We start from the raw sequence: 21,749 nt of genomic DNA on the forward strand, positions 1-21,749 counted from the left end.
CGCAACTTGCGACGGCGGAAGACACGAACGCCCGGCGAGAATATCTCGCCGGGCGTTTGCGTTATGACGTGGCTATCAGTCCTCCTCTCAAGATGCCAGGCGCCGCATTTCTTCCTGGTAGGTGTCGGCCAGCGACTGCTTGGTTGCATCGTCGAAGACGCGACCGGCCAGTTGGAAGACTTCCTGTTCTTCTTCGTCGAGATGATGAGTGACCATCTCCTGCAGTTGGCGCGCCGTTGCCAGCCAGGACGGTGAGCTGTAATCGGTCTGTTGCAGGGTTTCGATCAGTTCGTCGATCTCATGATGCTCGGCGACGCTGTGGCGGGCTTTTTCCTGCGTCATATCGTGTTCCATCATGGGGATGTAGAGCGCGCGCTCTTCCGCCCCCGCATGATGTTCCAGCTCGGCGCGCACGCGTTTGAACAACTCGTCGCGACCATCACTATCGCCGTGCGTCTTGACCAGCAGGTCGAGCAAGGTGCGCTGCCTGTCGTGACTCTCACGCAGTGCTTCGAATATCGTCATGGTCCTCTCCCTGGAGCGATTACGGTCTGGGCCGTGGCTTGTCGTGCCACGTGCCCACCTACCTTAGGCGACTCGCGGGACTCGTGCGACCCAAGCGCCCTCAGATCGCCTCGATGATGGCCTGCGCCAGATCTCGTGTCGTGCCCTGGCCCTTGAGGTCGGGCGTCAGCACGTTGGGATCGGCCTTGGCGAGCACCGACTCGATGGCGTCGAGCATGGCCTTGCCGGCATCTTCGTGACCCAGATGATCGAGCATCATGGCGCCGCACCAGATCTGGCCGATGGGATTGGCGATGCCCTGGCCTGCGATATCCGGCGCGCTGCCGTGAACGGGTTCGAAGAGACTGGGAAACTTGCCTTCCGGGTTGATGTTGGCCGAGGGCGCGACGCCGATGGTGCCGGTACACGCAGGACCCAGGTCGGAGAGGATGTCGCCGAACAGGTTGCTGGCGACGACCACGTCGAACCAGTCGGGGTGGAGCACGAAATTGGCGGTGAGGATGTCGATGTGGAACTGATCCACATCGACCTCGGGATAAGCCGTGTGCATGGCTTTCACGCGTTCGTCCCAGTAGGGCATGGTGATCGAGATGCCGTTGGACTTGGTGGCCGAGGTGAGCTTGCCGCGCGGGCGCTTTTTGGCCAGTTCGAAGGCGTATTTGAGAACGCGGTCGACGCCGGTGCGGGTCATCACAGTCTCTTGCATCACCGTTTCGCGCTCGGTGCCTTCGAAGATCTTGCCGCCGATGCTCGAATACTCGCCTTCGGTATTCTCGCGTACCACGTAGAAGTCGATGTCGCCGGGCTGGCGGTCGGCCAGAGGACTCTTGATGCCAGGCATTAACTTGCAAGGACGCAGGTTGATGTATTGGTCGAACTCACGCCGAAACTGCAGCAGCGATCCCCATAGTGAGATGTGGTCGGGGACCTTGTCGGGCAGGCCCACGGCGCCGAAGAAGATGGCGTCGAAGCGGGACAGCGTGGCTTTCCAGTCGTCTGGCAACATCTGGCCGTGCGCGAGGTAATAGTCGCAGCTGGCGAAGTCGAAGTCTTCGAAGGTGAGGTCGATGTCGAAGCGTTGGGCCGCGGCCTGGAGCGCGCGAACGCCCTCTGGGGTGACTTCGGTGCCGATGCCGTCGCCAGGAATGACGGCGATGTTGTGTGCGGTCATGAAAGGCTCCTTCAATAATAGGTGGGGCGGTATGTCTTGGGTGCGTCCCTTGAGTCTAGCGTGCGGCAACGCGATGATAATCAGGCTATAATGCAAGCTACTGTTGAATAAAAGTGGAGAATGGTGTGACACCGCTCGACGATCTAGCCTTCTTTCAGCAGGTGGCGCGCTCGGGGAGCTTGACTGGCGCCTCGCGTGAGCTCGGCCTGTCGCTATCGGCGGTGAGCAAGCGTCTCATGCAGCTAGAGGCGCGACTCGATGTGTCGCTTGCCACGCGCACTACGCGCCGGCTGACCCTGACCGCCGAAGGCGAGCGCTATCTGGCGCGTGGCGCGATGATTCTCGGTGACCTGGGGGATCTCGAAAACTCATTGCGGGACCAAGGCGCTTCGTTGTCGGGACGGCTTCGAATCAATGCCACGTTCGGCTTCGGACGGCGCCATGTGGCGCCGCTGATCTCGCGCTTTGCCGAGCTCCATCCTCAACTGGAACTGCTGCTGGAATTGACCAGCTTCCCGCTGGGGCTCGATGAGCAGGGGTTCGATATCAACATCCGCGTCGGCGAGCCGCCGGATTCGCGTTGGATCGCCAGGCGGTTGCTCACCAACCGTCGGATACTCTGCGCGGCACCTGATTATCTAGCCAACGCCCCGAGGCTCGAACGGCTGGAGGATCTGGCTCACCATCGATGCCTGATCGTACGCGAGAACGATACCGACTATTCACTATGGCGGTTCGAGTCCACCGACGGCATACGTACTCAGCGCGCCATACGCGTTCACGGTCGACTGGCGAGCAACGATGCCGAGGCCATGACGCGGATGGCACTCGATGGCCACGGCGTATTGTTGCGCTCGTGGTGGGATGTCCATGAGTACCTGGCGAGCGGCGAACTAGTGGCCTTGTTGCCGCAGTGGCAGGGAGTTCGCGCGGATTTTTACCTGCTTTACAGTGAGCGAATGCGGGACAGCGTACGGATGCGCAGGTTCATCGATTTCATGATCACGGAGATGACCGGCCGTGTGCCCGAGTTACCTGACGCATCACGTTAACCCCATCGCTGGCCTTTGGTGCCATGCTATCTGCTATGATATGCCGCCTTGCGGCGGGCCAGGCCGGCGTCGCGCTTTCGAGGTCATAGGGAGTCGAGGGATTGAATATCCTGATGTTCACCAACACCTACTGTCCGACCGTGGGTGGAGTGAGTGAATCCGTTCAGCGTCTCAAGCGGTGCCTGCAGCATGCGGGGCACAGTGTGTTGGTCGTCGCGCCCAAACTGGACGGTCAGCCACGTTTCGAGCGCGATGTGGTGCGTGTGGTGGCCATGCAGCGCTTCAATGGCAGTGACTTTTCTCTTCCGGTGCCGGTGCCCGGCCAACTCTACGAGGCCATCGAGGCGTTCGAGCCCGACCTGGTGCATTCCCACCACCCCTTCCTGCTCGGTGATACCGCAGCACGCGTGGCGCAAACCTATGGCCTGCCGCTGGTCTTTACCCATCACACGCTTTACGAGCACTACACGCATTACGTGCCCGGCGACTCGCCGCGCATGCAGCGTTTCGCTATCGCTTTATCCAGTGAGTACACGCGGTTATGCGATGCAGTGATCGCACCCAGCGAGAGTATCGCTGCACTATTGGCTCAACGGGGCGTGGTGCCCGACAAGGTCCGCGTGATCCCGAGTGGCGTGGATACGCGCGCCTTTGGCCGGGGGGATGGGGCGCGCTGGCGTCAGCGCTTTGGCATCCCTGAGGATGCGATGGTGATAGGGCACGTGGGGCGTCTGGCGATGGAGAAGAACTTAGGTTTTCTGGCCGCGGCGTTGTCGCGTTTCCTGGCGCGTCATCCCAAGGCTCGGGTCTTGGTCGTCGGCGAGGGCGAAGCACGTACGGTGATGCACGACCATGCCGCCCGCGAGGGGGTGGCTGATCGTTTTCATTACACCGGCAAGTTGCACGACCAGGCCTTGATCGATGCCTATCATGCGATGGATACCTTTGCCTTCGCCTCGCACAGTGAAACCCAAGGTATGGTCATCGCCGAAGCCATGGCGGCGGGCCTGCCGGTGGCGGCGGTCGACGCCAGTGGCGTGCGCGAAGTCCTGCGCGACGGCGTCAACGGCATTATGCTTCCGAGCGACGATGTCGAGACGTTCGCGAAAGCGTTGGAAACGCTTCAAGAACCGACATTGCATGCCAGGTTGCGTCAGGGAGCGTTCGACAGCGCGCATAAGCTCGATGATCGACGCTGTGCCGAGCGCTGCTTGGGCATCTATCGTCAGGTGCTTGAGGCCGAGGCGAGCGCGGCGGAGCGTGATGATGGCGCCTGGGAGAAGGTACGTGGGCGTCTTGAAGGCGAGTGGCGTTTGCTGCGGCATCGCGGCCGGGTATTGCGATCGGTGTTTCAAACCATGCCGGAGCGCGACGCAGTCCAGGCCAAGGAAGAAGCTCCCAGTAAGTGAGCGCTCACAGGTGGGCATTACACACGCTTGCTACGTCGCTCTGCATAACGCTTGAGTCCCCACAAGATACCCATTGCGACGACGATGCCGCCGGCGGCGATCAGCAATCCCTCGAGGCTTTCAGCGGTGACCAGCGATCCCAACTGACTTCCCAGCAAGGCGACCCCGAGCAACCCCGGGGCGATCCCCAAGGTGGAGCCGAGCATGTAATCGCGAAAACGCAAATGGCAGGCGCCGGCCAGCATGTTGGTCAGGGTGAAAGGTGCCAACGGTAGAAGATTGAACAGCACCATGGTGCGCACGCCGCGTCCGGCGAGCAGGCGAGCCAGGCCGTTGAGCTTTTTTCCGCCGTAGCGCAGTAGTGCGTCGCGCCCCAGCGCTCTTCCTACCCAGTAAGTGGCGATCGACGCCGATAGCGTCCCCAGCATGGCGTAGACGAAGCCCCAGGCGGGACCGAAGACTAGGCCAGTTGCGGCGACCAGTATGCTCAATGGAAAGGCGACCAGGGAAGTGAGTGCATACACACCCATGACGGCCAGGGGCGCCCAGGGGGCGTCGCGCCATGAGGCGGCATTTTGCAGCAGATGAAGCAGTGCTTGCGGGGTCAGGATGTCGTGCATGGCGAGCCATTGCCAAAGCAGGCCACAGCCGAGCATGACACCGAGCAAGGCGAAGAGAATTCCGAGAGAACGAGACATGCGGGCCCTCTAAGCGTGAACTGCGCTAAGCATACGTGAGAGCCCGCACGGGGAAAACACGGCACTTTGCGTGCCGTGTCGAACGCGGATCAGTCTTACAGTGACAATGCCTCTTTCACAACCGGCCAAGCCGCGTCGCCATCGGTGGTGGTCACGCCGTCGAGCATTTCCTTAACGCGATCCGGATGATCCTCGATCCAGGTCGTGGCTACGGTATCAAGCGCCTTCTCGTCAAGACCGAAGGCCTTGATCATCCAGCTCTGCTGTTCCGCCGTGAAGGTGTAGTTCTCGAAGAACGCCGTCAGGTTGGGGTTTTCGTCAGCGAAGTCTGAGCCCATCAGGGTCAGCACCTGGCTGGCACCGTTGCCTTCACCGAACAGGTTCTTGCTGTCCTCCAGGTAGCGCATCGGCAGCTCGAGGTTCATCCAGTGCGGCGTCCAGCCGACCCATACGATGGGGTCCTCGCGTGAGATGGAATCGCGCGCCGCGCTTAGCATGCCAACGGTGCTGGTATCCACTAGCTGCCAGTCGCCGAGTCCCCAGGTGTCGTTATCGATCGCCTTGTTGAGGATCTCGCTGGCGGCGGAGCCGGCGCCGAAGCCATGAATCTTGCCGTCGAACATGTCGCGGTGCTCGTCGAGATCTTCGAACGAGGTTACGCCTTGTTCGTAGACATACTCGGGCACGGCCAGCGTCATTTGTGCGCCATCGACGTTGTTGGCGATACGCGTCACGCTTCCCTTGTCTTCCATTGGCGTGAGCATCGGTTCTTGTGCCGGAAGCCAACCACCCAGGAAGACGTCCACATCACCGTTTTCCATGCCCTGGTAGATGACCTGCAGGCCGATGTTGTCGGTTTTCGCCTGATAACCGAGGGGGGCCAACAGCTGGCTGGCGATCTCGGTCTTGACGGTAATCCCGGGCCACGAGGGCACGCCGAAATTGACCGTGTTAGCTGCCTGGGCCGGCAGTGCCAGGCCGATACCGGCGGCTAGCGGTAGTCCGACGAGTAAGGGACGAAGCGAATGAGACATTAAGAAACTCCCGTTTCATTGGTGGATGTTGTCGGAGTAGTGGGCGCGGCGGTAGAGGCGTGGCGCGCCAACACGCGTAGATGCGATTCGAGGTGGTCGATATCCAAATAGGTGCCTTGCAGGTGACGGCGTCCGGTATTGGGGTCGAAGGCGCCGCGCCCATGCAGTACACGGCGGTTATCGAAGGCCACCATCTGACCAGGTTCGAGCGCGAAGTCGACGCGGAAGCGCGGCTCGCGCAGGCGCTGCCAGAAGATCAGGTATGCTTCGTACCAGGCATCGGCTTCTTCCGGCGGGAGACGCAGGGTGTCGCGAATCCAGTTGTTGAAGCGGATTTCGCGAAGGCGGCCTGTGTCATCGACGTCAATGACCGGTGCGCGCACGGCGATGTCGCTATCCTCGTCCTGAAAGCGGAAATCGATAGGCGTGTCGCGTAGGCGAAGGAAAACGTCCGGTGCTTCGTGGCGCAGTGCCTCGGCCACGGCGAAGCCATCGGCGAACAGCGATTCGCCGCCTTCGGCTTCGTTTTCCAGGCAATACAGCAGCTGGATGTCCGGCGGATGGCGCCAGTTGGGGAGGTCGGAATGCAGCTCGAGGCCGATGGCCGTGTAAGCGGCATTATTGGGGTTGGGCTTGGACTGAACGTCGAAACGCGCCCCGAAGTTGGTGGCACGCATCGGGCCGAAGAGCTCGGCGATGCGCACGACTTCCTCGAGCTCGCGCGGGCCGTCGTCGAGCAGGACCAAACCATCGCGCAGCAGGGCAGTCAACCACTCACGACGGCCTTGGTTACCGCCCATCATCTCGGCATGCGGCACGTGAGCCGGTGTGAAGCCTTCCGGCCACGCGGCGGCACGTGGGACGCCATCATCGATGTGCGTTTCAGGACGACGCTGATGCAGCCAGCCGGCATCGAAGCGCGATTCGTGTCCGTCGGCCCAGCGCAGCACCAGCACACCGTCTTCGACGGCAGCTTCGGGGTGGGCATTCAGGAAGTTTTCGTCTTCGAGAGGCTTGTAGAGGCGTTCACGCGTCATGGGGTGACGGCATTCGGGGCAAGCGCAGTGATCGCGCAGCCAACGATAGCTGTAACGCGCGGTATCGGCGTTATCCCAGGTTACCTCCAGCGCCTTGTCGTGGGCCTGGCTGGTGCGCAACGCGGGCCCTTGTACGTAAGGGAACAGCTCACTCATTTCGACGGCGGGGGATTGGCTCTGGGACTGCATATCGGCCTCCTGGTGTTGGGTCGTGCGAATCGGCCTCTAGCATGTCGCCTCATGGCGACATTAGACAAACGATGAATATCGGACCTAAGGCCAAGCTTTGCTAATGGGCAGCTTATTGACGATCATGGGCGGACGTCCATTACCACCGAGTTCACCATGTCCCTGCCACCGATTCTGTGGATGCAAGCCTTCGAGGCTGCCGCGCGTACGCTGAGTTTCACCCAGGCTGGTCGCGAGCTGGGCGTGACGCAGTCGGCCATTAGCCAACGGATTCGCCTGCTCGAAGACCGTCTCGGCCAGGCGCTATTCGTGCGGCACCCGCGGAGCCTGTCGCTGACGCCGGCCGGACAGGCCTGGCTGCCAAGCATTCAGGAGGCCTTTACACGCATCGCCGAAGGTACTGCCGAGGTCTTCGGACCGCACCCCGACGCGCCGGTCACGCTGCGCGCCACGCCCGCCTTGCAGAATGGCTGGTTGGCGACCGAGTTGACCCGGTTCCATCAACGGCATCGCGATATAACGGTACGCGTGGTGAGTGCCGTATGGCCTGGAGACTTCGGCGCAGAGGGCGTGGATATGGAGATTCGCTACGGCCAGGGTGATTGGGCCGATATGGAGTCGGTGCTGCTCAACGAGGAAGTCATGCTGCCGGTATGCTCGCCAGACCTGGCCCGTGAGTTGCAGACGCCCGGCGACTTGGCTGGGCATACCTTGTTGCATGCCGCTGGCTTCGCTCTGGGCTGGCCGAGCTGGCTGGCACTAGCCGGGTCCGAGGGGCTGGAAGCGCGTTGTGCTTCGTTCATTTGCGATACCCAGGTGGCCACGTTGGCGTTGGCTGCACGCGGCGCGGGCATCGCGCTGACCCATCGGCGCCTTTTCGATGGACGCGACGATTTGGTGGCCCCCTTTGAATTGTGCATGCCCACCGACGAGGCCTTCTGGCTGGTACGTCCGCAGGCGCGGGTATTGCGTCCTGCATGCGAGGCATTATGGGAATGGTTGCGTGATGCACGTGAACTAGACTGATGTAAGTGGCCCATGAATGAGGCTGGCGAGCCCGAGGAGACGAGCATGACGAGGTATCGGCACGCGGGTGGTGTAATGCCTGTCGCGATGGGTATTGTCTTGTTGTTGGCGGTGTCAGGGATCACGACGGCCAGCGCGGACGGTGTGAAGGTCTACGATCCCGATAGCGGGCGCTTGCTGCCGCTCGAGTCGTACCAGGCCGGACATGAGGGCAGACACTACGACCGTGAGCGTCATGCCTGGCATGGATGGGGTGAACGTGGGTGGCGAGAAGGGCGCGATCGCGTCAATGTGTACCCGTCGATCATAGTGCAGCCCAGCGCGTCACCGTCGCCAGGCGTCGAAGCACGCTCCGCCACGCCTGAAGGTAGCCGAGTATGTCGCGGGGACGATGGTGCCACCACTTGGTCGACGCGCCCCATGCCCTGTGCCTCGGCTTCGGAGAGCCGCGATGCTACGCCGCAGTGACGGAGTCGCGCTGCGCCGCTGCCTGATGTGGGCCTGCCTGGTACTCGCGGGCCTGGGATTGTCGTGGCTGGCGAGTGCGCAATCCGACTCTAGTGACGCGCCCCACGGCGTGGTCCTGAGTATCGATGGCAGCATCGGCCCTGCCACCAGCGATTACTTTCAGCGCGGGCTTGAGCGTGCCGACGAAGCAGGCGCATCGCTGGTGATTCTCGAACTCGACACGCCCGGTGGGTTGGACGCCGCGATGCGCGACATGATCGGTGCGATGCTGGCCTCGTCGGTACCGGTGGTCAGCTACGTATCGCCTGCCGGAGCGCGTGCCGCCAGTGCCGGCACCTATCTGCTCTACGCCAGCCATGTCGCCGCCATGGCGCCGGCTACGCATCTTGGCTCGGCGACACCGGTACAGCTTGGCGGTGGCGGCGGCGGTGGCGAGCCAACATCGGGCGATTCGGAGGAAGGCGCCGACCAGCAGGCATCGTCCTCGGCGATGGAGCGCAAGGTCCTCGAGGATGCGGTGGCCACGATTCGCTCGTTGGCCGAGCGCCATGGACGCAACGCCGAGTGGGCCGAACGCGCCGTGCGCGAGGCGGCCAATCTCACGGCCAACGAGGCGCTGGAGGCCAATGTCATCGAGGTCGTGGCGAACGATCTCGACGACTTGCTGACCCAGCTCGACGGGCGGCGTGTGGTCATGGAAGACGGGGAGCGCACGCTCTCTACGGAAAACATGACGCTTGAGCGTCAGCCACCGGACTGGCGCGCTAAGGTGCTGGCATTCATCACCGATCCCAACGTCGCCTATTTCCTGATGATCATCGGCTTCTACGGGCTGGTCTTCGAATTGCTGAGTCCAGGCACTCTCTTTCCCGGCGTGATCGGCGCCATCAGCCTGGTATTGGCCATGTACGCTTTCCAGATGCTCTCGGTCGGTTATGCGGGCCTGGTGTTGATTTTCCTGGGCATGGCGCTGGTCGTGGCCGAGGCGTTCGTGCCCAGCATTGGGGTACTGGGATTCGGCGGCCTGGCGGCCTTCGTTGCCGGTTCGGTGATGTTGATGGATGACACGCACCAGGCGCTGGCCTGGCCCCTGGTAGGCGGTGTGGCGCTGGTGGCTGCCGGCTTCCTGTTGTGGGTGGTGACACGCTTTTTGGGAATGCGCCAACGTCGTCCACAGGGCGGCCAGGAGGAAATGATCGGCCAAGAGGCCACCGTGCTGGCGGATTTCCAGGGGCAGGGCAAGGTCATGGTACACGGCGAGCGCTGGCAGGCGCGCTGTGCATCGCCCGTGGCGCGCGGTCAGCGGGTGCGGATCGTATCCAACGAGGGCTTGACGCTGATCGTCGAGCCAATGACGGCAACCCCTTAGTCGCCATGCGGCGCCTGGGGCACGCTATCGTTTATCGAGAAGGGTTCATCGAGAAGGAGTAACGCCATGTACGCGAGTTATGCCTATTTAGTGCCGATCGTCCTGGTCGTGCTGTTGCTGTTTGCGGCGATACGCATCTTGCCGGAGTACAAGCGCGGCGTGGTGTTCTTCCTGGGCCGTTTTCAGGCGGTGAAGGGGCCGGGGCTGTTGTTGCTGATCCCGGGGATTCAGAAGATGCAGGTCGTCGATCTGCGCACCGTGACGCTAGATGTGCCGGAGCAGGACGTCATCTCGCAGGACAACGTCACCGTGCGTGTCAACGCGGTGCTGTACTTTCGCGTGGTCGACCCGGAGAAGGCCATCATCCAGGTCGAGAACTTCGGTGTCGCCACCAGCCAGCTGGCGCAGACGACCCTGCGCTCGGTACTCGGCAAGCACGATCTCGACGAGATGCTGTCCGAACGCGACCGCCTCAACAACGATATACAGGAAATCCTCGATGCGCAGACCGAGTCGTGGGGCATCAAGGTCGCCAATGTCGAGATCAAGCATGTCGACCTCGACGAGAGCATGATCCGCGCCATCGCCCGGCAAGCCGAAGCCGAGCGCGAACGGCGTGCCAAGGTGATCCATGCCGAGGGTGAGCTGCAGGCCTCGCACAAGCTGGTCGAGGCCGCCGATGTCATGGCCAGCAACTCGGCGGCCTTGCAACTGCGCTATCTGCAGACGCTCAGCGACATGAGCAACAAAAACGCCTCGACCATCGTCTTCCCGTTGCCGATGGATATCATGGAGGCCTTCAAAGGGCACTTGAACAAGTCGGGAGCCGCCTCGACGAGCGGTTCGTCATCCAAAAACGAGACGCCAGGCAACGAAGCGTGACAGACGGCTGTCATATCGAGCGGTTAGAATGGCGCCTCGTTTTCACTAGGAGCCAGGCGCCATGCCTTCTGACAGCCGCCATCTGGCGATTTTCGATCTCGACGATACCCTGCTCGACGGCGATTGCACCGGCCTGTGGATCGCTTGGTTGGTAAGGCGCCACTGGGTGGAGGATGGCGAGGCGTTCATGGAGCAGGTGGCGCGTCATGACCAGCAGTATCACGCCGGCACGCTGGATATGCAGGCGCACTTGCGCTTCGTGTTGGCGCCGTTGATCGGGCGTCGGCGCGAGACGGTGCGCGACGAGGTCGTGGCGTTCGTTGAGGCGTGGATCCGTCCGCGGCTGATGCCCGGCGCGCTGGAGCGCCTGGCTTGGCACCGCGACCAGGGGCACGCCACCTTGGTCATCTCGGCCTCGATGCATCACTTGGTTGACCCTATCGCGCGTGAGGTCGGTGCCGACGAGGCCCTGGCCACGCGTCCCGCGTTCGACGCCGAAGGGCGCTTCACCGGCGAACCTACCGGCGTCGTGACCTACCAGTCGGGCAAGTTGACGGCACTGGAGGCTTGGTTGGCCGAGCGTGATGTCGAGCACACGCGTCCCGACACCCTCTGGGGCTATAGCGATTCGCACAATGATCTGCCGCTGCTCGAGCATGTCGACCATGCGCATGCCACGCAGCCTGACGCTCGGCTGGCGCGTGTCGCCGAACAGCGTGGCTGGCCGCGATTCGACTGGCGCAAGGCGCCAGCAGCTACGACCAAAGGTGCAAAAGCAACGTCGAGTTGGTAGAATCTCGCGCTTTCCCGGGCACATGACCTTATGTGCCCACAACCGACCGTTCAAGGCCGCTTGATTTTATGAGCGCAACGCCGCCCTAGCGTTTCTCCCTCTCCCCGGAGCGCCTCTTCGCTCCTGCGCGGCCCCGCTGAACGCATGACGCGTCCAGCGGGGCCGCGTTCGGCCGTCTTCTCGGTTCCCGTCGCATTTTAGACATCGATCCATGACACGATGCCCGTGACCGGATGAGCCGTCGCCAGGCGCGCCGCGTGAAACTTCTGACCTTTCTCATCGACTGGACACACGCATGTACGCATCAATCAAACAACGTTGGTTCTCGAACGTCCGATCGGACGTCCTGGCTGGCGCCGTGGTGGCGCTGGCGCTGATCCCCGAGGCGATCGCCTTCTCGATCATTGCCGGGGTCGACCCCAAGGTGGGGCTCTTCGCGTCCTTTTCCATGGCGGTAGTGATTGCTTTCACTGGTGGTCGGCCGGGGATGATTTCCGCCGCTACCGGCGCCATGGCGCTGCTCATGGTGACCCTGGTCAAGGAACATGGACTCGAGTACCTGCTCGCCGCGACCCTGCTGACCGGGGTATTGCAGGTCGTGGCCGGCTATCTGCGTCTGGGAGCCTTGATGCGCTTCGTTTCGCGTTCGGTGGTCACGGGCTTCGTCAACGCCCTGGCGATCCTGATCTTCATGGCGCAATTGCCGGAGTTGACCGATGTGACCTGGCACGTTTACGCCATGACCTCCGGCGGCCTGGCGATCATTTACCTGTTCCCCTACGTGCCGGTCATCGGTCGCATGCTGCCGTCGCCGCTGGTGTGCATCATCGTGCTCACGGCGATCTACATGCTGGGCGATTTCTCCATGGTGCGCACCGTGGGCGATATGGGCGAGCTGCCGGATACGCTGCCGGTCTTCCTGTGGCCGGATGTGCCGCTCAATTTCGAGACCCTGGCGATCATCTTCCCTTATTCTGCTGCGCTGGCGGTGGTGGGGCTGCTCGAGTCGCTGATGACCGCGACCATCGTCGACGAACTCACCGATACGCCCAGCGACAAGAACCGTGAGTGCAAGGGCCAGGGCGTGGCCAACATCGCCACCGGCTTTCTGGGCGGTATGGCGAGCTGCGCGATGATCGGGCAGTCGGTGATCAACATCAAATCCGGCGGACGTACGCGGCTTTCCACGCTGTGCGCGGGGGTCATCCTGCTGATCATGGTGGTATTCATTGGCGATCTCGTCGCGCAAATTCCCATGGCGGCGCTGGTGGCGGTAATGATCATGGTCGCCATCGGGACGTTCAGCTGGGAGTCGCTGCGCGATCTGCGCAAGCACCCGATGTCGACCAATATCGTCATGCTCGCCACGGTGGCGGTGGTGGTGGCGACCCACAACCTGGCCATCGGCGTGCTAGTGGGTGTCCTACTGGCATCGCTGTTCTTCGCCAACAAGGTCGGCCAGATCCTCTACGTGGGCAGCGAGACAGGCGATGACGACAAGACACGCGTATATCGTGTCGTTGGCCAGGTGTTCTTCACCTCGGCGGATCGCTTCACCGATGCCTTCGACTTCAAGGAAACCGTGGAGCGCGTGCGTATCGACCTGACCCGCGCGCATTTCTGGGATATCACCGCCGTGGGCGCACTCGACAAGGTCGTCATCAAGTTTCGTCGTGAGGGGACCGAGGTAGAGGTCGTGGGGCTCAACGAAGCTAGCGCCACCCTGGTGGACCGGTTCGCGGTGCACGACAAGCCCGATGCCGTGGAAAAACTCATGGGTCACTGAGTCGCGACCTGAGCCTTAAAGGGGAGACGACAAGTCTCCCCCGCCCTGAGTATCATGCAGTTAGCCCCATTACGATGGGACCCGATAAGAACATTGGAAGGAGCCCGCCACATGAAAGCCCCCCACGTCATGGCGTGTATCGATGGCTCGAACTATGCGGAAACCGTGAGCGAAGCGGCGGTCTGGGCGAGCCAGCGCATGGATGTCCCGCTATCGTTCGTGCATGTGCTGGATCGTAACCAGGCGCCCAGCCAGTTCGACCCGCGCGGCAACATCGGGCTCGGCTCGCGCGAGCATCTTCTCGAAGAGTTGGCGACCTTGGATGAGCAGCGTGGCAAGGTGGCGCAAGAACATGGCCGCTTGATGCTGAGTGCCGCACGTGAGCGCGCCGAGGCCGCCGGCATCGCCGAGGTCGAAACGCGCCAGCGCAACGGCGAACTGGTCGAGGCGCTGGCTGAAATCGAGGAGGAATCCCGCTTGGTAGTGCTGGGCAAGCGCGGTGAATCGGCCGATTCGGCGCCGGAGCACATGGGTAGCAATCTCGAACGCGTGATCCGTGGGCTGCACCGGCCGATTCTGGTGGTACCGGAAACCTTCACGACCCCGTCGCGCTATCTCATCGCCTTCGACGGCGGGCCCACCACCCGCAAGATGGTCGAATTGCTGGCGGAGCGTCCGTTGTTGCGTGGCCTGGAATGCCACCTGGTGCTGGTGGGGGCCGACACCGACGAACATCGCGAGCAACTGGCCTGGGCGGAGAAACAGCTAGCGCCGACCAGTAGCACCGTGCATACGCAAATTATTGCCGGTGAGGTCGAGAAGGTGCTGTGCGATTATCAGCGCGAGCATGCTATCGAACTGCTGGTGATGGGGGCCTACGGCCATTCGCGCATTCGCCAGTTCCTGGTGGGCAGCACCACCACGGCGATGATTCGCCGCGCCCAGTCGCCGTTACTGCTACTGCGTTAAGCGTTTCTTTTTATGGATGAGTACTCGTTATTGAGTGCTCGCCACGCCGACGGCTTACTCCGTTGGCGTGGCGTCGTCCATCTGCGTTGCCGCCGGCGGCTGATGACTCAGGAACTCGCCCAGACGCTCCTCTTCGCTTTCGCCGACACGGCATAGCTGGACGGCGACATCCGCATACTGCATCAACACCGGTACTAGCAGGCGTCGCCGTTCGACGCCATCGTCGGTGGCACGTGCCTCGCCATCGAACCATTCGAAGAGCCGTGCCAGACGCGCATAGTTGGGATCGCCGCGCCCGCTGTTGCCGCGTAACGCATCGATGGACAGGCAGCGCAATACATTGCGCTTGTTCGGGTCCAATCCTTCCTTCTCCAACAAGCGTTCGACATGCTGCATGAAATGCTCGGCCAGCAAGGCAGTGGTTTGCGTGCGTCCGTGATGCGCCAAGGCATCGAGACTGTCGCGGAGCGCTCGCTGTTGTTGCACGAGCTGCTGCCAGAACGCCAGGCCGAGCAGCGCCAGGATCGCCAACGCGCCCAGTGCGAGGACGAAGGCGCCTAGCGGTATCAATGCCGAAGGCGGCAGCGGCCAGTCAAGGTCGGTGGCCATCAGCAGCGCACCTCCCAGCAGGGCGGTCGCGAGCAGCACGGCGAGCGTCAGAGCCAAGCGTTTCATCGAGTCGTTTCCATTGCCTCAGGCGTATGCCTCATTATCGGCCCCGTCGCGCCAAGCTTGATGGTGGCAAGCGATAACCCTCGCCACGCTCTCTCAGCACATACCGCCGTTAACCGGTAACACCTGGCGCGTCATGTAGGCGGCATCCTTTGAGCATAGAAAGCTCACCACGCCGGCGACGTCCTCGGCCTGGCCGGTGCGACGCATGGGGATCAACTTGAGCACCTCTTCTTGTGATAGGTGGTGCGTCATATCGGTGTCGATCCAGCCTGGCGCGACGCAGTTGACGGTGATATGGCGCTTGGCCAGCTCGATGGCCAGCGCCTTGGTGGCGCCGATGATCCCCGCCTTGGCGGCGCTGTAATTGACCTGGCCGCGATTGCCGATGAGTCCTGACATCGAGGCGATAGTGACGATGCGTCCCGGTTTACGACGTCGAATCATCGGCATGACCAACGGATGCAACACGTTGTAGAAACCGTCGAGATTGGTATGTACCACGCTGTCCCAGTCGTCGCCGGTAAGCGCGGGGAACGGGTTGTCGGCGGTGATGCCGGCGTTGCAGACCACGCCGAAATAAGAGCCATGAGCCTCGATGTCCGCTTCGAGAAGGGTACGTGCTTGGTCGCGCTCGGCGACGTCGAAACATAAAAGGCGCGCCTCGCGGCCCAGCGTGCGAATCTCCTCGGCGACGCGCTCGGCGTCCTGCTTGCGTGAGCGGTAATGCAGGACGATATCAAAGCCGTCGTGCGCGAGGCGCAGGGCGGTGGCGCGACCGATGCCACGGCTGGCACCGGTCACCAGGATGGTGTCGGTCATCGAGCGTTTTGCCTTTCTGTCGGGGAAGAAGAAGCTTCCGGCGTCGGCTGGAAGATGCTCAGGCGTCCTTCGGCGAGGGATTGGCCCGCTGTTGTCGAGAGTATGCCGGTAAAGGCGCGGACGCCGTTGTCGGCGACGAATTCCCGCGTCACCTGGACATGCACCGGCTCACCAAGAGCAAAGTTATCCACATGGGCATGATAACGCCGGCTGGCGATCAAAAAGCCGGGCGGCGGCGGTGCGCCGTCGATATGCGCCCAAACCCCGGCCCAAGCGGCGACGCACTGGGCCATCCATTCGAGGCCGACCCAGGCGGGAATCGCGCCGTCCTCGACGAACGGATCGTTTTCCCGGGGCGTGACCTCGACGGTAGCGCCGTCGGCATCGTAATCCAGCAACGTATCGAGCAGACACATCGCGCCGTCATGAGGGACGAACGGTCTCACCTCACAGGGAAGCTGGATGGCCATGTCATGCCTCCTCACGGGTCATCAGCAGCGCGGCGTTATTGCCACCGAAGGCGAAGGAATTGCTCAGCGCATGCGTGAGCGGACGCGGCGTGTGCTCGGGCGTGGCCGTAGGCATGACATAGTCGAGTGGCGGCAATTCGGGGTCGGGCCCGGCATCGAAGACATGCACCGGCAGGCGCCCATGGTCGAGCGCCAACCAGCAAAACGCGGCTTCCAGCGCCCCGGCGGCGCCCAGGGTGTGGCCGGTCAACGTCTTGGTCGAGCTGCACGGCGGCGAGGTGGCGAATAGCGCCGCGACTGCCTTGGCTTCCATGCTGTCGTTGTGGCGGGTACCGGTGCCGTGCAGATTGAGATAGTCCACCGCCTCGGGCCCGCAGCCGCCCATCGTCAGGGCTTGTCGCATCGCCTCGTGCGCGCCGCTGCCATCCGGACGTGGCGCAGAGACGTGATAGGCGTCGCTTGATTCGCCCGTACCGCTGAGCTGAATGCCGCCGTCTTCCGGGGTGACCACGAACAGCGCCGCCGCCTCGCCGATATTGATGCCGTCGCGCTGTGCGGAGAACGGCAGGCAAGGCCGCTCGCTAATTGCTTCCAGGCTGGCGAAGCCGTTGACGGTCAAACGGCAGAGGCTATCCGCGCCACCCGCGACGACCGCATCGCACGTCCCGCTGGCTAGCAGGCGTCGAGCACTGGCCAGGGCTCGCGCGCTGGAACTGCACGCCGTGGAAATCGAATACACCGGCCCTTGGGCGCCAATGCGCTCGGCCACGAAGTGTGCCGGCGCGCCGAGCTCCTGATTGGCATAGCGGAACGTCTCGGGTAGCGGGCCCTCGCGGCCTGCCTCGGCGATGGCGCGTTCGGTCTCGCCGATGCCTGAGGTACTGGTGCCGATGACCACGCCGATGCGTTCGGGCGCCATCGATTCACGCAGCGTCTCGAGCGTGTCATTCAGTCGCTGCATGGCGAGTGCCAACAAGCGGTTGTTGCGGCTGCGCTGCTCGGGCGGCCAATCGTCCCAGTCGGGGAGCGCGCATGTGACCATGCCCAACGGTAGCGAGCGTTCGGGGGTGAAGGCGGTGCTGGATGTCAGCCCGCGTTGCCCGGTGAATAAGGCGTCGGCGATGGTCTCCAGGTCGTCTCCGAGGCTACACACCACGCCGGGACGCGATAGACGACAGAGTTGGCGGTTGGCAGATAGGCTCATCGCGAGGCCTCATGGTCGGTGGACGAATCGAGCGGTGTGATGCGCAGTCGATAGTCGCCTTGAAAATCTTCCAGCAATACGTCGCTGTCACTTTCCATATCGCGTTGCGCCGGTGGTGGCGTGATGCGGGCGACACGCTCGCCGCGATAGTCGATCAGGCGCTCTTGGCGATTTTCGTCGAGTGTCCATTCGCTATCGGCGAAGGCGTTCTCGAGCGCTGCGCGGGGCCACAGCGACCATTCGAGGCGCGTCGCCAGCCAGTCCGGCGGAAACGGCAGAGCATCCTCGCGCGGGGCGTCGCCTTGTTCGAAGCGGCTGCCCGAGGCATCGCGCACCAGCGTCGTCAGGCGCTGCCCGTAGGGCGTGGTCAGTACCACGCGCAACTCGTCCGGAGCGAGGCGCAGCACAGCGATCAGGGTCTGTTCTTCCGCATCCGCGTCGTCGGGGATGAAGGTCAGACGCCGGGTGAGTGTCTCCGAACGTTCGGCTTGATCCAGCGCGGGATGGGGCGCGATGGGCGGTGCCAGCGAGCAGCCGCCGAGCAGCACCAGGCCACACAGCGCGAGCGCCAGAGGGAGTCGTGCCAAGCTCATGAGCGCACCTCGTCGCGTTGTGCGCAGACTTCGGCAAGCGTCGCTAGGCGGCGTCGCGACGCGGTGACAAAAGGATTGTCGCGATCCCAGGCGTAGCCGGCGAGCACGCCGCTGATCCAGCGTTTGAAACGCGGCGGTGGTGCTTCATGAAAGACGATGGTCTGCAGCGTACCGGCGTACCACGCCTCGACGAAGGCGCGGAAGGTATCCACCCCGGCGCGTAGCGGCGTCTCGAAGTCGGCGTGCCAATCGATTTTCTCGCCGTGTAGTTGGCGGTCGACCAGAGGCGCGGCGAGGTGCGCCGAATGCAGAGCGATGGTGACGCCGGAGGAAAACACCGGGTCGAGAAATTCCCCGGCGTTGCCGAGCAGAGCGTAACCGGGGCCGTGCAGGCGCGTGACGCTGGCCGCGTAGCCGCGTATCTCGTTGACCTCGCGCACGCGCCGTGCCTGGCGCAGAAGCTGTCGAAAGCGGGGCTCCTGGTCGAGCAGGGCTTGCCAGCGTGCCTCGGGGCTGTCGCCATGCGCGGTGAGGGTCTCGATATCGCCGACGACGCCCACCGAAGCACGGCCGTCGGCGAACGGGATCAGCCAGTACCAAATGCCGGCGTCCTCGGGGTGCACGCCGATCAGGATCTTCTCGCGGTCGTAATCGGCGTCCTCGATGCCGTCCTCGACATGACTGAAAATCGCCATGCGCGGCTCGGCGCGTGGATCACGCTCGAGCGCTTCCAGGCGCGCCAACACACGCCCGTATCCGCTGGCATCGAGCACGAAGCGCGCGCTCAAGTGGCGTGTCGCGCCCTGTTCGTCCTCGAGTTGCAGTACGGGGCGCGCGGCATCGGCGCTGAAGGCGGTGACCGTGGTGCCGAACTCGAGCGTCGCACCGTGAGCCTCGGCGGCGTGGATCAAGCGCTGATCGAAGTCGGCACGCGGGACCTGATAGGTGGTGCCCCAGCCGGGCGTGGATTTCTCGCGGAAGTCGATGCTAGTGGTGCGCGCGTGGCGCGTGAAAGCGGCGCCGTTCTTGGGTTGATAGCCGCCGGCCTGGACCGTCTCCAGCAAACCGGCCGTCTCGAGATAAGCCATGCTCTGCGGCAGTAGGCTTTCACCGATGGCAAAGCGCGGGAAATGGCTGCGTTCGATGACATGCACGCGCCATCCGAGGCGGCTCAATCGCGCGGCGGCCGCTGCCCCGGCGGGTCCGGCACCGATGATGGCGACGTCGCAGTCGGCGGCTTGCGGGGATGCGTCGGTGTGCATGTTCATCCTGCGTCTCCTCGTGGCCCGGGCCTGAGCAAGTAGACCAACCCCCACACCGCGGCTAGACCGATCAGGCACGTCAGGCCGAGATAGTGCAGCGCCGGGGTGGCACTGAAAGCAAGTAGCCCGAAGGCCAGCAGACTGGTCAGTGTGGACAGGCTGATGGCCAACCAGGCGGCGGCCTGGCGGGGATGCTCGGCATTGAAGATACCCGCGTCGAGGCCGATGCCCAAGACCAGCAACAGCCCCAATTGGCTGAAGACGTTGAGCGGGATGCCGGCCACCGCGAAGCTCGTCAATACGATCAGCGTAGCGCCCAGCGGGGGCAACAGCACTCGCCAGGTACGACGACGATAGCGCAGGGCCAGACCCACGCCCAGCAAGGCCAGGCCCAAGGCCAGCCACTCGGCGATATGCGTGCGCAGCTCGCCGAGCAGCCCGGATAGGCGTTCGATGCGATCGACGTAGGTGACGCCGGGCGTGTCGGCGGCGAGTTGCCGCAGAGGCGCCTCGCCGTCGCCGTCCGCGACACCCTGAAGCGCCACGCTGGCGGCGACGTCACCGTCGTCGGTCTTGCCCAGCCACAGGCGGCGTTGCGATTCTCCGAGCGGTGTGTCGAGCCAGCTCTCGACATCCAGCAACGGGCTCTCGTCGAGGCGAGCACGTGCCCGTTCGGCCAGCGTCTCGGGGAGCCCCGCGCGATCGAACAGTGTGTCGAGCGGTTCGCGGTAGAGGCGTTCGACGCGTTCGAGGTCGGCCGCCTGCTGAGCGGGTGGCGGTACGCTGTCGGCAAGGTCGACGTGTCCACTAATCACGCCTTGGTGTTGCAGCGCATCCAGCGGCGTGTGCAGGGCGTCCAGTCGTTCGAGCAGCGCGGCCTCGTCGTCGCCGCGCACCAGGAGGTAGTGCGTGCCGGTATCGTTACCGAAGTGCCGCTGCACGACACGCTCTTGCTCGAGCAAGGCATCGGGCGATGAACTGAGCAGTCGTAGGCTGTCGTCGCTGTGCAGGCGCCAGACGCAGATCGCCACCAGGATGACCACCGCCACACCGACGATACCGGGCTTGAGGCGCCACGGCGAGCGAGTAAGGCGTTCCCAGCGCGTCGCCAGGCGTTCGGTGGCCGGCGAGATGGGCAGGCGCAGGCGGGGCAGCCACAGCACCACCGAGAGCCAGGCACCCAGCAGTCCCAGCGCGGCGAAGACCGCCATCTGGCGTAGTCCCGGTAGCGGTGTGAGGGTTTGGGCGAGATACGCGACCAGGCTCGATGCCAGGCCCAGCGTGAGTCCGGGCAGCAGGGCGCGGAGACGAAAGGTGCGGCCGGCGATGGCCCGATGGCTCTGCAGATGCAGGGCGTAATCGATGGCGATGCCGATCAGGCTGGCGCCGAAGGCCAGCGTCAGCAAGTGCAGGCTGCCGAACAACGCCAATGTCAGGGTTAGCGCCATCAGTAGGCCGCTGCCTAGCGGTAGCAATAGTGCGAGCAGGACGCGCGGCGAGCGAAAGACGATCAGCAGTACCGCGATCAGGCCGAGCAACGCGCCCAGGCCGATGGTCGATATCTCGTGCTTGGCCTGTTCGGCGCCGGCCGCGGCATGAAATATCAGCCCCGAGCGCAAGAGCGTCGCCTCGGGGTGTGCGGCTTGAAAATCCGCCAATGTCCTGGTCAGGCGCTGCTGGGCGTCCGGCGCGTAGGGTGAGGCGGCGAGCTCGCCGATCAGCAGGTTAAAACGCTGGCCGTCGATATCGACGCTCAAACGGCCGTCGTGCGGGGTGACACGACTCGTGGTGCGCTCATCGAGCCAGGCATCGAGCAGCCCGAACGGATCGCGTCGTAGGTCCGGGCGTGCAGCGGGCGAGAACAGCGTCTTCAGTGCGGGCGCGACCAGCGATTCACCGCCGTCGGCATCGATGGCCTGGCGTATCTCGGGGGTCAGCAGGCGGTAGCGATAGGCGTCGAGTGCTGCCTTAGGATCGTCGTCGAGGAGATCGGTGTCGCGCCAGGTCAGGGTGTCGATCACCGCTGAAGCCTTGTCGTCCCCGGTGAGCGCTTCGGCCAGCGCGGGCGTGGTGCTCGACAGGTCGTCGGCGTGGACCAGCAACACGAAACGGTCTTCGAAGCTCGTGCCCAGCTTGGCACTGGCTCGTTCCACCAGCGGTGCTTGACGGTCCTCCGGCAGCATGGCGGTCAGCCGGGTGTCCGCGGGCAGGCCGTCGCGCAGCAGCCAGCCGAGAGCCACCAGGCACAGCAGATGGGCGACTAGCCAGACCCAGGCGAGATAACGGGGCGTGCGCGTGGCGGTGGGCAACAGCGACAT

The 21,749-nt window shown here is 63.5% G+C and carries 21 protein-coding genes; 9 read left to right on the forward strand and 12 right to left on the reverse strand.

Annotated elements, in window-relative coordinates:
- Positions 1 to 87 precede the first annotated feature (87 nt).
- Together LUN51_RS01420 and LUN51_RS01425 are read right to left on the reverse strand one after the other, a co-directional pair.
- Positions 88 to 525: a hemerythrin domain-containing protein gene (locus LUN51_RS01420; protein ID WP_246895446.1), complete on the reverse strand. Its 438-nt coding sequence runs from the start codon at positions 523 to 525 to the stop codon at positions 88 to 90.
- Positions 526 to 625: 100 nt separating this feature from the next.
- Positions 626 to 1,696, reverse strand: coding sequence for a tartrate dehydrogenase (locus LUN51_RS01425; protein ID WP_277809820.1), 1,071 nt, complete (start codon positions 1,694 to 1,696; stop codon positions 626 to 628).
- A 125-nt stretch (positions 1,697 to 1,821) separates the two neighbouring features.
- Between LUN51_RS01425 and LUN51_RS01430 the strand changes: the two genes are divergently transcribed.
- Both LUN51_RS01430 and LUN51_RS01435 read left to right on the forward strand, forming a co-directional pair.
- A complete protein-coding gene (locus LUN51_RS01430; RefSeq protein WP_277809821.1) occupies positions 1,822 to 2,748 on the forward strand; it encodes a LysR family transcriptional regulator in 927 nt (308 codons plus the stop codon).
- A 101-nt stretch (positions 2,749 to 2,849) separates the two neighbouring features.
- On the forward strand, positions 2,850 to 4,157 hold the full coding sequence (locus LUN51_RS01435; protein ID WP_277809822.1) for a glycosyltransferase: 1,308 nt from the start codon (positions 2,850 to 2,852) through the stop codon (positions 4,155 to 4,157).
- Positions 4,158 to 4,174: 17 nt separating this feature from the next.
- On the opposite strand, the gene LUN51_RS01440 is transcribed toward LUN51_RS01435, so the two are convergent.
- From LUN51_RS01440 to LUN51_RS01450, 3 genes are all read right to left on the reverse strand, one after another.
- Positions 4,175 to 4,855 carry a TVP38/TMEM64 family protein gene (locus LUN51_RS01440; protein ID WP_277809823.1) on the reverse strand — a complete coding sequence of 227 codons (681 nt, stop codon included), beginning with the start codon at positions 4,853 to 4,855 and terminating at the stop codon, positions 4,175 to 4,177.
- A gap of 95 nt (positions 4,856 to 4,950) precedes the next feature.
- On the reverse strand, positions 4,951 to 5,889 hold the full coding sequence (locus LUN51_RS01445; protein ID WP_277809824.1) for an ABC transporter substrate-binding protein: 939 nt from the start codon (positions 5,887 to 5,889) through the stop codon (positions 4,951 to 4,953).
- Positions 5,889 to 7,115 (reverse strand): TauD/TfdA family dioxygenase, encoded by a 1,227-nt coding sequence (locus LUN51_RS01450; RefSeq protein ID WP_277809825.1) that lies wholly within the window; start codon positions 7,113 to 7,115, stop codon positions 5,889 to 5,891. The genes LUN51_RS01445 and LUN51_RS01450 overlap by 1 nt, the downstream gene beginning before the upstream one ends.
- Positions 7,116 to 7,271: 156 nt before the next feature.
- On the opposite strand from LUN51_RS01450, the gene LUN51_RS01455 reads away from it, so the two are divergent.
- From LUN51_RS01455 to LUN51_RS01485, 7 genes are all read left to right on the forward strand, one after another.
- Positions 7,272 to 8,141, forward strand: coding sequence for a LysR substrate-binding domain-containing protein (locus tag LUN51_RS01455; protein WP_277809826.1), 870 nt, complete (start codon positions 7,272 to 7,274; stop codon positions 8,139 to 8,141).
- Positions 8,142 to 8,186: 45 nt separating this feature from the next.
- Positions 8,187 to 8,609: a hypothetical protein gene (locus LUN51_RS01460; RefSeq protein WP_277809827.1), complete on the forward strand. Its 423-nt coding sequence runs from the start codon at positions 8,187 to 8,189 to the stop codon at positions 8,607 to 8,609.
- Positions 8,593 to 9,978, forward strand: a complete 1,386-nt coding sequence (locus LUN51_RS01465; RefSeq protein ID WP_277809828.1) for an NfeD family protein — start codon at positions 8,593 to 8,595, stop codon at positions 9,976 to 9,978. The genes LUN51_RS01460 and LUN51_RS01465 overlap by 17 nt, the downstream gene beginning before the upstream one ends.
- Positions 9,979 to 10,044: 66 nt before the next feature.
- A complete protein-coding gene (locus LUN51_RS01470; protein ID WP_277809829.1) occupies positions 10,045 to 10,860 on the forward strand; it encodes a slipin family protein in 816 nt (271 codons plus the stop codon).
- Positions 10,861 to 10,921: 61 nt separating this feature from the next.
- The gene (locus LUN51_RS01475; RefSeq protein WP_277809830.1) at positions 10,922 to 11,653 is read left to right on the forward strand and encodes an HAD family hydrolase; all 732 of its coding nucleotides are present in this window, start codon (positions 10,922 to 10,924) and stop codon (positions 11,651 to 11,653) included.
- Between the two features lie 295 nt (positions 11,654 to 11,948).
- Positions 11,949 to 13,439: a SulP family inorganic anion transporter gene (locus LUN51_RS01480; protein ID WP_277809831.1), complete on the forward strand. Its 1,491-nt coding sequence runs from the start codon at positions 11,949 to 11,951 to the stop codon at positions 13,437 to 13,439.
- A 111-nt stretch (positions 13,440 to 13,550) separates the two neighbouring features.
- Positions 13,551 to 14,408, forward strand: a complete 858-nt coding sequence (locus LUN51_RS01485) for a universal stress protein (RefSeq protein WP_277809832.1) — start codon at positions 13,551 to 13,553, stop codon at positions 14,406 to 14,408.
- A 54-nt stretch (positions 14,409 to 14,462) separates the two neighbouring features.
- Here LUN51_RS01485 and LUN51_RS01490 read toward each other — a convergent pair whose 3' ends face one another.
- The 7 genes from LUN51_RS01490 to LUN51_RS01520 all read right to left on the reverse strand — a co-directional run bounded on the left by LUN51_RS01490 (position 14,463) and on the right by LUN51_RS01520 (position 21,749).
- Positions 14,463 to 15,083: a hypothetical protein gene (locus LUN51_RS01490; protein WP_277809833.1), complete on the reverse strand. Its 621-nt coding sequence runs from the start codon at positions 15,081 to 15,083 to the stop codon at positions 14,463 to 14,465.
- Between the two features lie 93 nt (positions 15,084 to 15,176).
- The gene (fabG, locus tag LUN51_RS01495) at positions 15,177 to 15,902 is read right to left on the reverse strand and encodes a 3-oxoacyl-ACP reductase FabG (RefSeq protein WP_277809834.1); all 726 of its coding nucleotides are present in this window, start codon (positions 15,900 to 15,902) and stop codon (positions 15,177 to 15,179) included.
- Positions 15,899 to 16,372 carry a hypothetical protein gene (locus LUN51_RS01500; RefSeq protein ID WP_277809835.1) on the reverse strand — a complete coding sequence of 158 codons (474 nt, stop codon included), beginning with the start codon at positions 16,370 to 16,372 and terminating at the stop codon, positions 15,899 to 15,901. The genes fabG and LUN51_RS01500 overlap by 4 nt, the downstream gene beginning before the upstream one ends.
- A 1-nt stretch (position 16,373) precedes the next feature.
- Entirely contained in the window at positions 16,374 to 17,576 is a 1,203-nt protein-coding gene (locus tag LUN51_RS01505; RefSeq protein ID WP_277809836.1) for a beta-ketoacyl-ACP synthase, read from the reverse strand.
- Positions 17,573 to 18,169 (reverse strand): DUF3261 domain-containing protein, encoded by a 597-nt coding sequence (locus LUN51_RS01510; protein WP_277809837.1) that lies wholly within the window; start codon positions 18,167 to 18,169, stop codon positions 17,573 to 17,575. The genes LUN51_RS01505 and LUN51_RS01510 overlap by 4 nt, the downstream gene beginning before the upstream one ends.
- A complete protein-coding gene (locus LUN51_RS01515) occupies positions 18,166 to 19,437 on the reverse strand; it encodes an NAD(P)/FAD-dependent oxidoreductase (RefSeq protein WP_277809838.1) in 1,272 nt (423 codons plus the stop codon). The genes LUN51_RS01510 and LUN51_RS01515 overlap by 4 nt, the downstream gene beginning before the upstream one ends.
- Positions 19,434 to 21,749, reverse strand: coding sequence for an MMPL family transporter (locus LUN51_RS01520; protein WP_277809839.1), 2,316 nt, complete (start codon positions 21,747 to 21,749; stop codon positions 19,434 to 19,436). The genes LUN51_RS01515 and LUN51_RS01520 overlap by 4 nt, the downstream gene beginning before the upstream one ends.

This window comes from Chromohalobacter canadensis, assembly GCF_029544075.1.
Lineage (GTDB): Bacteria > Pseudomonadota > Gammaproteobacteria > Pseudomonadales > Halomonadaceae > Chromohalobacter > Chromohalobacter canadensis_A.